Annotated in this window: 10 protein-coding genes; 2 read left to right on the top strand and 8 right to left on the bottom strand. The window is 62.6% G+C overall.

What is annotated here, in order from left to right; all coding sequences use genetic code 11:
- Nucleotides 1-22: 22 nt before the first annotated feature.
- The 7 genes from AMK02_RS22015 to AMK02_RS21985 form a co-directional block, all read right to left on the bottom strand.
- Nucleotides 23-1885, bottom strand: coding sequence for a GH39 family glycosyl hydrolase (locus AMK02_RS22015; protein ID WP_064806764.1), 1863 nt, complete (start codon nucleotides 1883-1885; stop codon nucleotides 23-25).
- Between the two features lie 50 nt (nucleotides 1886-1935).
- Complete coding sequence (locus tag AMK02_RS22010) at nucleotides 1936-2769, bottom strand: 5-deoxy-glucuronate isomerase (RefSeq protein WP_064806762.1); 834 nt, start codon at nucleotides 2767-2769, stop codon at nucleotides 1936-1938.
- Nucleotides 2769-3827 (bottom strand): ABC transporter ATP-binding protein, encoded by a 1059-nt coding sequence (locus AMK02_RS22005; RefSeq protein WP_064806761.1) that lies wholly within the window; start codon nucleotides 3825-3827, stop codon nucleotides 2769-2771. Before AMK02_RS22005 ends, AMK02_RS22010 begins: the two co-directional genes overlap by 1 nt.
- Nucleotides 3827-4876: an ABC transporter ATP-binding protein gene (locus AMK02_RS22000; RefSeq protein WP_064806760.1), complete on the bottom strand. Its 1050-nt coding sequence runs from the start codon at nucleotides 4874-4876 to the stop codon at nucleotides 3827-3829. Before AMK02_RS22000 ends, AMK02_RS22005 begins: the two co-directional genes overlap by 1 nt.
- The gene (locus AMK02_RS21995) at nucleotides 4866-5999 is read right to left on the bottom strand and encodes an ABC transporter permease (RefSeq protein ID WP_064806759.1); all 1134 of its coding nucleotides are present in this window, start codon (nucleotides 5997-5999) and stop codon (nucleotides 4866-4868) included. The genes AMK02_RS22000 and AMK02_RS21995 overlap by 11 nt, the downstream gene beginning before the upstream one ends.
- Nucleotides 6000-6011: 12 nt before the next feature.
- Nucleotides 6012-6998 (bottom strand): ABC transporter permease, encoded by a 987-nt coding sequence (locus AMK02_RS21990; protein WP_064806758.1) that lies wholly within the window; start codon nucleotides 6996-6998, stop codon nucleotides 6012-6014.
- A gap of 99 nt (nucleotides 6999-7097) precedes the next feature.
- The gene (locus AMK02_RS21985) at nucleotides 7098-9023 is read right to left on the bottom strand and encodes an ABC transporter substrate-binding protein (protein ID WP_064806757.1); all 1926 of its coding nucleotides are present in this window, start codon (nucleotides 9021-9023) and stop codon (nucleotides 7098-7100) included.
- Nucleotides 9024-9211: 188 nt separating this feature from the next.
- Between AMK02_RS21985 and AMK02_RS21980 the strand changes: the two genes are divergently transcribed.
- Both AMK02_RS21980 and AMK02_RS21975 read left to right on the top strand, forming a co-directional pair.
- On the top strand, nucleotides 9212-10219 hold the full coding sequence (locus tag AMK02_RS21980; RefSeq protein WP_082240366.1) for a LacI family DNA-binding transcriptional regulator: 1008 nt from the start codon (nucleotides 9212-9214) through the stop codon (nucleotides 10217-10219).
- Between the two features lie 83 nt (nucleotides 10220-10302).
- Nucleotides 10303-11640, top strand: a complete 1338-nt coding sequence (locus tag AMK02_RS21975; RefSeq protein WP_064806755.1) for an alpha-L-fucosidase — start codon at nucleotides 10303-10305, stop codon at nucleotides 11638-11640.
- A gap of 38 nt (nucleotides 11641-11678) precedes the next feature.
- Here AMK02_RS21975 and AMK02_RS21970 read toward each other — a convergent pair whose 3' ends face one another.
- On the bottom strand, nucleotides 11679-12821 hold the full coding sequence (locus AMK02_RS21970) for a M24 family metallopeptidase (RefSeq protein ID WP_064806753.1): 1143 nt from the start codon (nucleotides 12819-12821) through the stop codon (nucleotides 11679-11681).
- Nucleotides 12822-12849 lie beyond the last annotated feature (28 nt).

Here is a 12849-nt window from a genome sequence, read left to right as displayed (position 1 = left end):
CCGAAGTGGAGAAGGCCGTTCATCAACGGGAAACACAAACTTCGCTCCGGCGGCCGAATGCATCACGGGCGCAGACCGCGTAACGTGAACCCTCCGGCGGCGACATGTGCAGGAATGCCGTCGAGATCAGCGGCACGGAATTGGCTTTTTCGAATGTCTTGCCATCCCTGCTGACCAGGACATCATAGAAGATGGCAGGGCTCGTATCGGCGGCGGCCCAGAACAGCATGCGCCGCTCCCGGCCGCCGAGACCAAGGTAACGTTCGATAACGAGGTCTGTAGGCGCGGCCGGAGGGCTGCCGAGATCGGGAACGACGAGCACCTGCGTCAGCGACGGCAAGGGCACGTCCAGATCGACGCTGATCCGGCCTTCGCTACACTCGATGGTGCTGATCGGATGCAGCAAGGCGGGCTCCTGCGCACGGCGCAATTCGGCGAATTGCGCTTCGCTCGGCTCGGGTGGCGCGCCGACCGGCTCGAAGGGTCCGCGGGGATTGCTTTCGTCGCGCTGCGCCTCCCAGACCTCCATCGGATTGGTGAATTCCTCGTCGATGCGCAGCAGGCACAGCGCATGGCGGCCGGGAACCAGCCCGCTCACTTCGAGGCGGACAGCGGTCCGCCCCGAACGGTTGATCGCATCGACGCTGTGGATGAGGCTGATGGAAACACCGCCGTCCGGCAGCCGTGTCGGCAGGATCGCCAGGCCATCCTGGTCGGGCGCCAACGGCGGCTCGGCCGTCACCTTGCAGACGGTGTCGCCGAGCGTTGCCAGCAATTCCATCGATGTCAGGCCGGGCTTCTTGATGATGTCGAAGGGCGGCGCCTTGTCGACATCGGTAACCAGTCTGTTCAGATCGGTCTTGTGCTCCCATTGCGCCTTAGTGAAATTGCGCGAACCGAAATAGGCAAAGATCGTGCGCTGGCCCCAGCCGCCGATAAAGGCATGGTCATTGCTGAGGAAGGTGAAATCAGCCGCCTTCGGGGCAATGATGCGCCGGTCGTGCTGTTCGATGATCCGGGCGATGATACCGGCATAGTAGGCCTTGCCGTGCCAGCTGTGATGATCGCTCCAGCCGAGCTGCGGATCGCATTCATCATTGACGATCGGCAAGGCCGCAAGCCGCGGATGGTGCTCCTTGAGATAGTCGACGACGAGAAGCGTGCGGTCGACGATGGCGTGGGTTTTCGGGGTCAGGTCTTCCTTGCTGCCGTTGACGCCCTTTTCGTGGATCGAGATGTAGTCGAGGCGCGGCGGCCCCTCGCCGGTGAGGCAGCTCGTGCCGACGTCGCAATGGGCCATCAGGGCGCCAAAGATCGGCGAGAGCGTGCGGGCAGTGCCGGGCCCACCCATGGGCAGGCCGGGATCGATGGCATCGAGCCCGGCGACGCAGGCGTCGTAATAATTGGTGTAGCCTTTGATCCCGTATGTCCACCAGCCGGAGTCGGCCTCGTTCGTCGTTTCGAAATACCAGCTGCGCAATTCGTCCATGCCGTAACGCGCGCCATAGCGGTCGGCCGTCGCTGTGACGAGATCCCGCCAGCGCTTGACCTGGTCCATGTCCTCATAATCGGTGAAAAGGCCGGAGGGATTGCCCATCAGTTCGAAGAACGGCTTCAGACGATGTTCGATTATCACGTCGAGCGCGCGGTCGAGCAGGGACCAGTCATAACCGGCGCCGCCGGTCGAGCGCAGCAGATTGTAGAGATAGTGCACACGCAGGTACCGGATGCCTTCGTTCGGCAGTCCGCCGATATAGGCGAGCATCTGGCGCATTTCGGGTTCGAGCAGCAGTTCGGCCGGCGAAAAGCCGGTGCCGCGCCAGAACCGGGTAAAGGGGCGCACCGCCTCATCGGCATCGACCTTTATTCGCGTACGTTCACGCATGGATCGTCTCTCCTCGAACGGGCAGTGTCCGCAAAGCGGCCGGAGCCGGATTATTTGAACTTGTCGCGCATCGCGTCGATGCCGGGGATTGTTTTGGTCAGATGCTGATGGGCGGGATCGAAGCGCTGGATCAGCCCCCGGCGGTGCTTGCCGACCAGGATGGTGAAGATATAGCCGCGGTGCCCCGGCGAGGTGACCGTCGGGTGGTAGCCCCGGTCGAGCAGGAAGGTGTCGCCGTTACGGGTCATGAGGATCTTGACCGGACCATTTTCGTCATAGGTGATCTGACTGCCGAAGCCGGTCTCTGGCTGAAAACGGTAGTGATAGAGCTCCTCGTGCAGGGTCTCGGCATCGCCGTCTTCGGTATCGTGCTTGTGCGGAGGATAGCCCGACCAGCAACCCTCGCCGGCATAGAGTTCGCTGACCAGCAGATTGCCGCAGCGGCCGTTCTGCCGTTGCCCGAGCAGGTGGACGATCCGCCGCTGGCTATGCGTGTCGGGCGAGCCGACATTGACCGCATCGACCTCGTCGGGCGTCACCCGAAACGGTGCGTAGCGCGTATCGCAAATGCCGCCGGCAATGGCGATTTCCGCCGGGCCGCCACGGGCCGATATCCGGACAATGGCGTCGACGGGCGCATAAACCGAGTCCGCGTCACCTCCCCAGATATCGGCTCGCCGGCCCACGGCTTCGAAACTGATACCATCCACTTCGATATCCACCTGCCCCGACAGCACGACGTAGAGGCTTTCGTGCAAGGGCAGCCGCCGCGCGTCCCAGCCATCGGCCGAAAGCGTGACGAGGTCGAAATAGATGAGATCGAGCGTCCTGGAGGAGGTATCCACAATCGGACGCTGCTCGGAGCGTGGAATGAATTCGGGCATCAATTGAACTCCGGAACGGTACGGTCGGCAAAGGGATTGAGGGTCAAGGATTCGGCGTAGTGGCAGGCGACTGCGTGCCCATCGGCGGTCACGGTGCGCAGGGCCGGCACCTCCTGCCTGCAAAGCTCGGTTGCGTAGCGGCAACGCGGATGGAATGCGCAGCCGGGAGGCGGATGGGCGGGGTCGGCCACCTCCCCCGCCAGCCGGATGCGCCGGCCGTGACGGCGCAGTCTCGGATCGGCGATCGGCACGGCCGAAAGCAGCGCTTCGGTATAGGGATGGCGCGGGCGGGAAAAGATCTGCTCCGTCGGCGCCTTTTCGACGACACGGCCGACATACATGACGGCGATGTTGTCCGAGATGTGCCGTACGACCGAGAGGTCGTGGGCGACGAAGAGATAGGTCAGGCCGAACTGCTCCTGCAGATCCTGCAGCAGGTTGATGGTCTGGGCCTGAACGCTGACATCGAGCGCCGAGACGGCCTCATCGGCGATCACCAGGCGTGGATTGGACGCCAGCGCCCGGGCGATGCCGATACGCTGGCGTTCGCCGCCGGAAAAAGCATGGGGATAGCGACGCATATATTCGGGCCGCAGGCCGACGCTCTGCATGAGATCGGCGACCCGGTGTTCGAGTTCCCGGCCCCTGGCGATACCGTTGACACCAAGCACCTCGCCGATGATATCGATGACGGGAAGGCGCGGATTGAGCGAGGATTGCGGATCCTGGAACACCATCCGCAGATCGCGGTGGATTTCCTTGAGCGCCGGGCCTGACAGCCCGGCGAGATCCACAGTGCCGCCGCTTCGGTCGCGATAGCGGATTTCTCCGCTTGTCGGCCGATAGATTCGCAGGACGGTGCGGGCAAGCGTGGACTTGCCGCAACCGGATTCGCCGACGATTCCGAGCGCCTCGCCGTCCTCGACACGAAGCGAAACGCCGTCGACCGCCTTGACGTGCCCGACAACGTGCCGAAACGCGCCCTTGCGAATGGGGAAATGCATTCTGAGATCATTGAGCTCGAGCAGCGGGCTGCGTGGTGTCGCGGGACCGGTCATCACACTCCTCCCTTATAAAGCAGACAGCTCGCAACATGCCCATCGCCGATGACGACGGATTGGGGATCCTCCCGGTCGCAGAGACCCGCCCTCGCCTCTCTGCATCGGGGATGAAAGCTGCAGCCGTCGGGCCGGTCGAAACGCGAGGGCACCATGCCGTCGATAGTCGCGAGCCGTTTCGTCGGCTGGCCATGCATGCGCGGCACCGATTGCAGCAGGGCCTTGGTGTAGGGGTGGGCCGGCGCGTGGAAGATCGTATCGACATCGCCTGCCTCGACGACCCGGCCGAGGTACATGACGACGACTTCGTCGGCGATTTCGGCGACAACGCCGAGATCATGGGTGACGAACAGCACCGAAAGCCCGAACTCGGCCTGTAGCGAGGCGAGCAGATCGAGGATATTGGCCTGGGTGGTCACATCGAGCGCCGTAGTCGGCTCGTCGGCGATCAGCAGTTTGGGACGGCAGGCGAGCGCGAGCGCGATGCAGACGCGCTGGCGCATGCCGCCGGAAAACTGAAAGGCATAACTTTCCATCCGTTCGGCAGGACGGGGGATGCCGACCAGCGCCAATGTCTCGATTGCATGTTCACGCGCCTCCTTCTTTCCCATCTTCAGATGCAGGCGGATTACTTCCATCATCTGGTTGCCGATCGTATGGACGGGCGAAAGCGCTGCCATCGGCTCCTGGCTGATCAGGCCGATCTGGGCACCGCGGATCGCTCGCATGTCACGGCCGCGCGGATCAAGCGCCGCCAGATCGATGGCCGGTGCCGCCGGATCCGGCCGGTAGCGGATCGCGCCCGAGACGATCCGCCCGCCGCGCGGAACCTGGTTGAGGATCGAGCGGCCGGTGATGCTCTTGCCCGAGCCGGATTCGCCGACGACGCAGACCGTCTTGCCGCGTGGAATGCCAAAGGACACGCCGTCGACCGCCCTAACCGTGCTCGCGCCGCCGAAGAAGTGGGTCCGGAGATCGTCGACCTCGATCAGCGAGTCACGCTCGGCGTGCCGGCCGCCGGCGGCCGCGAAATTTCTATCAGTATTCATAGGGATCTGCAGCATCGCGTAATCCATCACCGAGGAAATTGAGGGCGAGCACGGTGACGATCACCGCAAGGCCGGGAAGGAACAGCCAGGGGGCGCTCGAGACCGCGAGAATGTTCTGCGCTTCCTGAAGCAGCACGCCCCAGCTCACGACAGGCGGACGCAGCCCGATGCCGAGAAAGGAGAGCGCGGTTTCGGCAAGAATCATCGTCGGGATGGCGAGCGTGACCGACGCGATGATGTGGCTCATGAAGGATGGCACCATGTGCCGCCAGATGATGCGCATCCGCGAACAGCCATCGAGATGGGCGGCGATGACGAAGTCCTCGGTCTTCAGCGACAGGAAACGTCCCCGCACGACGCGCGCCAGGTCGGTCCAGCCGATCAGCGACAGGATGACCGTGATCCAGAGATAGACCAGGATGGGATCGGCGCTGATCGGAACGGCGGCCGCAAGCCCCATCCACAGCGGGATAGTCGGGATCGAGTTGATGAGTTCGATAGAGCGCTGGATCACATCATCGACCCAGCCGCCATAGAGCCCCGAAATGCCGCCGAGGATGATGCCGAGGATCAGGCTGATCGCCACCCCGATGAGCCCCACGGACATGGAAATGCGGGTGCCGTGCACCGTCCGGCTGAAGACGTCGCGGCCGAGCCGGTCGGCGCCGAACAGGTAGAATGGTTTGCCCGCCTCGGCCGGGCCGATCAGGTGCCGGTCGAGATCGAACAATCCCCAGAGCCGGTAAGGCTCGCCTTTGACGAAGAAACCGACGGGGATGACGACGGCGGGATCGGGCACATAGGTGCGGCTGAGCGCGATCGGGTCGACCTTCATCGAATAGCCGTTGACATAGAGCGGATGAAATCCCCCCGCCGTGTCATAGCCGGCGAATCTCAGCTGCTGGGGCGGCGCATAGGTGTAGCGGGAATCGTAGGTCTGCGATGAAACCGGAGCGAGGACCTCGGCAAACAGCGCGACCAGATAAATCAGGAAGATCACGACGCCCGCCGCCAGCGCCAGCCGGTGGCGGCAGAAGCGCCGCCAAATGAGTTTCCACTGACCGGCGGCGGCGTCCGAATTGCGAATGGGTTCGGGCGATAGTGCGATGGCTTGATCGGTCATGTCTGTCGTCCTTCAGCCGTTGCGGATGCGCGGATCGAGCCAGGCGAGCAGCAGATCGGAGATCAGCGTTCCGATCAGCGTCAGCATGCTCATCAGCAGGATGAAGGTGCCCGCCAGATACATGTCCTGGGCGAAAAGCGCGTTGAGCAGGAGCGGCCCGGTGATTGGCAGGCTGAGCACGATGGAGACCACCACCGAACCGGAGACGAGGTGCGGCAGCACCCAGCCGACGGTGGAGATGAACGGGTTGAGCGCCACCCGCACCGGATATTTCAACAACAATCGGATTTCGCTGAGACCCCGGGCCCGCGCCATGTCGACATAAGGCTTGTTGAGCTCGTCGAGCAGATTGGCGCGCATGATGCGGATCAGCGCTGCCGTAGCGCCGGTGCCGAGCACGACGACCGGGATCCACATATGCGACACGAGATCGCCGAGCTTGGCCCAGCTCCAGGCGGCATTGATATAGGTGGGCGAAAACAGCCCGCCGACGCTCTGGCCGAAATATTGCGCCGAGACGAACATCAGCACCAGCGCCAGCAGGAAGTTCGGGATGGCAAGGCCGAGAAAGCCGAAGAAGGTGGCGAAATAGTCCCCCACCGAATATTGCCGCACGGCCGAATAGATGCCGATCGGAAAGGCCACCGCCCAGACGAAGAGCAGCGTGGTGACCGAGACCACCATGGTCAGGCCCATGCGCGCCCAGATCAGCTCGCTGACCGGCTTGTTCCAATCGAGAGACTGGCCGAAATCGCCGCGCAGCAGGATGCCGCTGATCCATTTCCAGTATTGCACCGCCCAGGGCTGATCGAGGCCGTAGCGTTCACGTAGGCCGGCGATGATGCCGGGATCGATCGTTTCGTTCTGCGAGGCCAGACGCGCCGTCATCGCGGTCAGGAAGTCGCCCGGCGGTAGCTGGATAATGATGAAGGTCACGACCGAGATCGCGAACATCATCGGGATCATGTAAAGCAGACGTCTGATGATGAAGCCGGCCATGTTCAAGCTCCTTCGACCAGCGATCGCCGATCGGTCTGAATGATGGGGCGGGGCTGGTGGCGGAATGCGCGCGGGCGCCATTCCGGCCGATCATGTGTCTTATTGCTGGTAGTAGAAGGTCTCGGGCTTGGCCGGTCCCGGCGTCATGTAGAACGAGGTGCTGGGGATGACCTTCGGGACATTGTGCATATTGGTCTTGACGATGCCGACGCGGTCCGGCTCCAGGTTGGTGCCGATGACGTAGAACTCGTCACGGGTGATCGCTAGCAGTTCCTTCATGGCTTCAAGCTGCTTTTCGAGCGTCGGGGCTTCCTGCACCTGCCGATAGAGATCCATCTGCTTCTTGGCGGCCGGGCTCGGCTCCTCAGCGTTCGGATCCTTGGGGTTCTGGTAATAGAGGCCCCAGGCCGTCGCGAAGCTCGATTCATATTCGTGCGGGAAATACCATTTGGGATCGAGCAGGCCGAGGAAGTCGTAGCCACCGCCGCCGACCCATCCCAGGCCGTCATTGTCGTTGTTCTGCAAGCGCGAGAAGATCAGTGACCGTTCGGCCGGACGGGGCTGCATGTCGATGCCGACGGCCCGCCAGTAGCGCTGGATCATCTCAAGCGCGTCGACCTGGATCGGACTTCCGGTCAAGGCGTCGATCGCAAAGGTGATCCGCTTGCCGTCCTGGCCGAGGCGAAAACCGTCGGCGTCGCGTTTGGTCAGACCCGCCTTGTCGAGATATTGGTTGGCGAGATCCACGTTATATTCCAGATATTGAGTCGCCATCTTCTCATCGTAGAGCGCCGTGCCTTCGCGCGGGGCGGCCTGATAGGGCTTGGCCTGACCGGCATAGATCAGCTGGTTGAGTTCCTCGCGGTTGATGGCGTAGCTGAGGCCGATGCGGAAATCCTTGTTGGAGAAGACGGCGCGGAGCGCCGGATTCTTATGGGTCTGGTTGAGCGTGATCAGCAGAGCGTTCGACCAGGCCGGCCGGGCGATGAACAGTCCGTAACCACCCTTCTGTTGGTTCTGCACGATCACCGTGCGGGCGTCCGTGGTCTCGATGAAGCGGTTCTGCATGTCGATTTCGCCGCTGATCGCCTTCAGGATGATCGCCTGGGTATCCTGCATCACGTCGATGGTGATGCGATCGAAGTAAGGCAGCTGGTTTCCTGCGGTATCCACCTTGGCATAATAGGGATTCCGTTCGGCGACGACCTGGGTCGTGCCGTTATATGGCGCGGTCAGCACCCAGGCATCCAGCGTCGGCCGGCCGAGATCGCGCCAGCGGCCGGGAAAGCCGATCTTGTTGTTGAAGAGCTGAACCCAGTCGGTTGCGCCGGCCGCCTTCACCAGGGCGTCGATGCCGTCGGGATTGAAATCCTTGTGGAACTGCTTGAGGTAATGCGCCGGTGCGGCCGCCAGGATATCGGAGCCGCGCACGGTCGCCATATTCATCAGGAACAGGCCGTTCGGCGCGGCAAATTTGAAGACGACCTTGTCGTCGGCGAGCTTTTCGACCTTGACGGTCTCTCCGCCGGCGGTCAGCCAGTCGGGTGCGGCGGGCGTGATCTTGGTGTTGCGCAGCACATTCTCGTTCCACCAGACCAGATCGTCGGCGGTGAAAGGTTCGCCGTCCGACCAGCGCGTTCCTTCGCGCAGGGTGAAGGTATATTCGGTCGCATTGTCGTTGACCTCAACGCTCTTGGCGATGTCGGGGATCACCTCGGTCCATTCCGGATTCCAGCGCACCAGTCTCGTATAGCCGATCGAACGTTCGATCTCGCTGTCGCCGCCGCCGAAAGTGGCTGTTCGCCAAGTGCCGCCATAGCTGCCGACCGATTCAAGAGGAGTGAGCACCAGCGGCTCTTTCGGCAGCCGCTGTTCGACCGGCGGCAGCTTGCCGGCATCGACGAGCGCCTTGAGTTCCGGCGCTTCCTGAAAACCGAAGGCAGCACCCGCCCAACCGGAACCAATGAGAATAGCAGCGGCAACGGTCGAGACGACCCGCCCTCGTAGGATTCTGACGTGTTGCATTCTCTCCTCCCAATGATCTCGTTTAGGTTATCGTTAACGTATTTCCTCCGTCTCGGACGTTAACGTTACCGTTCAACCTTGTCAAAGAAATTCTTAAATACGTGAGCCAAGCCTGAGCATCCTTGGTTTTCCTGCAAATTGTGTTAGTTATCGTTATCGCAATTCCTGCCGTTCGAGAGACTGTCCCGTTGAGCCGCACCAAAGAGCCGGAAGCCAAGATAACCATTGCCGATGTCGCGCGCGCCGCAGGCGTATCGCCGATGACGGTGTCGCGCGTGCTCAACGATCAGGGCGGCGCCAGCGCCGAGACCACGCAGCGCATTCTTCTGGCGGCGAACGAACTCAACTATCGGCCCAATCCTTTCGCACGCGGGTTGCGGTCCGACCGCTCGAAGACGATCGGCCTTCTCGTTCCCGACATCACCAATCCGTTCTTTCCCGAGGTCATCAGAGGAGCCGAGGACGCGGCGAGTGCCGCCGGCTACAACCTGCTTCTGTCCAACGTCGTCGAGAACAGCAAGCGCGAAGGCGAACTCATCGAGGCGCTGCTGCGCCATCGGGTCGACGGCATCATCGTCTGCAGCGCGCGCCTGCCGGATGCCGCCCTGCACAAGGCGCTCGCGCACCATCGCGCTGCGGTGCTCATCAACCGCGAAGCGCCGCCCGAAGTGGCGGGAACGATCGTCACGGACTACGAAACCGGAGCGTCGCGTGCGATCGATCATCTGGTCGAGCGCCGTCGCCGCAGGATCGCGATCATCGCAGGGCCGCGCAGCTCCTTCGGCGGCAAGAGCCGCCTCGTCGGCATCCGCAAGACGTTGGCGTCGCACGGGCTCAAGGCGGAAGGCATCGTCTACTGCGATCCGACGGCAGCGGCCGGACAGACGGCGGCGGCGCAATTGCTGGCGGAAGCGCCCGGCATCGATGCCCTCGTCTGCTACAACGATCTCAATGCGATCGGCGCCATGAAGGCCTGCCGGGCGGCCGGCATTTCGATCCCCGAGCAGATCGCCCTGATCGGTTTCGACGATATCCCGACGGCCGAATTGCTGTCACCGGCGCTCACCACGCTCAGGGTGCAGAAACGGGAAATGGGCGAAGAAGCAGTGCGCCTGCTGCTCAGCCGCATTGCCACCAAGAACCGGCAGCACGGCATCGTCATCGTTCCCGAACTCATCGTCCGCGAAACGACCTGAGGGCCGCCGGAGTGCCAGCCCAAAATCGGCGAGCGGTTTCTGGTGTCGTGCGCCAATTCTGAAATGAAACAGGAGGAATATCCATGGATGCCGACAATCTGCAGTCACTGGCCTTGCCTGACGAGAAGAAGGCCTGGTTCGTCCATGACCGGTTCGGCATGTTCGTGCATTGGGGGCTCTATGCTCTGCCGGCGCGCCATGAGTGGGTCAAGAGCCGCGAAGAGCTCACCGACGCCGACTACCAGAAATATTTCGATCACTTCGATCCCGATCTCTACGATCCCGGCGAATGGGCAAGACGCGCCAAGGCCGCGGGCATGAAATATGTGGTGCTGACCACCAAGCACCATGAAGGCTTCTGCCTCTGGGACACCAAGGCCACCGACTTCAAGGTGACCAACACGCCTTATGGAAAGGATCTGTTGCGCCCCTTCGTCGACGCCTTCCGCGCCGAGGGCCTGAAGATCGGCTTCTATTATTCGCTGATCGACTGGCACCATCCCGACTTCACGGTCGATCCGCGCCACCCGCAGCGCAATCACCCCGATGCGATGAAGATCAATGAAGGCCGGGACGCCAAGCGTTATGCCGCCTTCATGCGCGAGCAGGTGCGCGAACTGCTGACCGAGTTCGGGCGGATCGACATCATGTGGTTCGATTTCAGCTATCCGCAGTGGAAGCTAGGAGAACTGGTCGGCAAGGGCCATCAGGATTGGGAAAGCGAGAAACTCGTGTGCCTGGTGCGCGAGCTCGCCCCCGACATCATCATCAACAACCGGCTCGATCTCGCCGGCCTGCAGCCCGACATCGTTACGCCGGAGCAGTATATGCCGCGCGCCTGGCCGAAACGCGACGGCCGGCGCGTCGTCTGGGAAGCCTGCCAGACGCTGAGCGGCTCCTGGGGCTATCACCGCGACGAGGACACCTGGAAAAGCACCGAGCAACTGGTGCAGATGCTGGTCGGCACCGTTGCCATCGGCGGCAATCTGCTGATGAATGTCGGGCCGACAGCCCGCGGCACGCTCGACCACCGCGCCAAATCGGCGCTTTCAGCCTATGAGGAGTGGATGGCGCTGCACGAGCGCAGCATCGTCGGCTGCACCCAGTCCGACTTCACTGCGCCGCCCGATTGCCGTCTGACCCAGAACGGCGATCGCCTCTACATCCACCTGTTCAACTGGCCCTATAAGCATCTGCATTTCGATGCGCTGGCGGGCAAGATCGAATATGCGCAATTCCTGCATGACGCCAGCGAGGTCACCTGGCTGCGCCCCGCCGCCAATACGCTATGGGCAAACACCCAATTTCCTGTCGCCGAGGATGAACTGACCTTCGTCCTGCCGGTACGCCGCCCCAAGGTCGTCGTCCCGGTCATCGAGGTCAAGCTCAAGTCCGGAAGCGCTTCCGGCATTCAAGGCTAAGATGCAGCTCTCTGAGCGGGGCGTGAAATGACGTCCGCTCAGGCAAACGGCTCTGTCGGCCCCGCCGCCGGGTTGGTGAACCAGCACGGGCCGTCTGCGGTCATGTAGATATGATCCTCCAGCCGGATCCCGAATGTTTCGGGAAAGGCGATCATCGGTTCATTGGAAAAACACATGCCGGCGGCAAGCGGCGTGTCGTTGCCGCGAACAATATAGGGCTCTTCATGGATTTCCAGCCCGAGCCCGTGGCCGGCGCGATGCGGCAATCCCGGCAGGCAATAGTCGGGGCCAAGCGAATATTTGGCAAGCACCTTGCGGGCCGCATCGTCGAGGCTCGAGCAGGCGGCACCGATCCCGGCGGCATCGAAGACGGCCTGCTGCGCCTCCCGTTCGATCCACCAGGCACGTTCAAAGGCGCCGTCGCCGCCGCCGAGCATATAGGTTCTGGTGATATCGGAATGATAGCCGTCGATCCGGCAGCCGGTATCGACGAGAATGACGTCGTCGTCGCCAAGGATTTGATCGCCGTCGGCGCCATGCGGCAGCGAGGTCGCCGCGCCGAAGGAGACGATTGCGAATGTCGAGCCGTCATCGGCGCCCGCTTGGCGATGCTGCCGGTCGATGAAATCGACGACCTCGGATGAGGTGATGCCCGGCTTCAATAGCGAATGCACCTGCCTGTGCACGTCGAGCGTCAGGTTCATCGCATATTGGATCAGCGCAATCTCGGCCGCCGATTTGATGCGGCGCAGGCCGCGGATCAGCCGTCCGCCATCGGCGAGCCTTTCGGCGCCCATCGCCGCGGCCAAGGCGTGATAGCAAAAAAGCGGCAGACCATCGTCGAGTGCGAGCTTGCCGTCTCGTTCGACAAGGCGGGAAATGAGGGCGGCACTGCTCTCTTCCTCTTCCCAGACCAGGATATCTCCCGGCAGATGCGGCAGGGTTTCGACGCGGCTGCGCTCGAAACCGGGGACGATATAAGAAGCGGCCGTGGGTGTGACGAGCGCGCCGAGGAACCTTTCGCTCGGATGCCAGACGAGGCCGGTAAAGTACCGCAGGCTTTCGGTCGGGCCGAGAAGCACCCCGGCCAGTCCTTCTGCGTCGATCGCTTCTCGAAGCCTGCCGAGGCGAACGCGCCGTTCATCTTCAGTGATGCGGGGTACCGGGTGCGGCCACAACATGTCGCTCTCCTGTTCTTAGCGTTTCTGC

It is taken from the genome of Rhizobium sp. N731 (assembly GCF_001664145.1).
GTDB classification, from domain to species: domain Bacteria; phylum Pseudomonadota; class Alphaproteobacteria; order Rhizobiales; family Rhizobiaceae; genus Rhizobium; species Rhizobium esperanzae.
Note: the sequence above shows the minus strand (reverse complement) of the source record. Positions and strands in the feature narration are given on the sequence as shown.

Bases quoted from the DNA above. Each gene is read 5' to 3' on its own strand.
- AMK02_RS22015 (WP_064806764.1), bottom strand. From the start codon at position 1,885: ATGCGTGAACGTACGCGAATAAAGGTCGATGCCGATGAGGCGGTGCGC.
- AMK02_RS22010 (WP_064806762.1), bottom strand. From the start codon at position 2,769: ATGCCCGAATTCATTCCACGCTCCGAGCAGCGTCCGATTGTGGATACC.
- AMK02_RS22005 (WP_064806761.1), bottom strand. From the start codon at position 3,827: ATGACCGGTCCCGCGACACCACGCAGCCCGCTGCTCGAGCTCAATGAT.
- AMK02_RS22000 (WP_064806760.1), bottom strand. From the start codon at position 4,876: ATGAATACTGATAGAAATTTCGCGGCCGCCGGCGGCCGGCACGCCGAG.
- AMK02_RS21995 (WP_064806759.1), bottom strand. From the start codon at position 5,999: ATGACCGATCAAGCCATCGCACTATCGCCCGAACCCATTCGCAATTCG.
- AMK02_RS21990 (WP_064806758.1), bottom strand. From the start codon at position 6,998: ATGGCCGGCTTCATCATCAGACGTCTGCTTTACATGATCCCGATGATG.
- AMK02_RS21985 (WP_064806757.1), bottom strand. From the start codon at position 9,023: ATGCAACACGTCAGAATCCTACGAGGGCGGGTCGTCTCGACCGTTGCC.
- AMK02_RS21975 (WP_064806755.1), top strand. From the start codon at position 10,303: ATGGATGCCGACAATCTGCAGTCACTGGCCTTGCCTGACGAGAAGAAG.
- AMK02_RS21970 (WP_064806753.1), bottom strand. From the start codon at position 12,821: ATGTTGTGGCCGCACCCGGTACCCCGCATCACTGAAGATGAACGGCGC.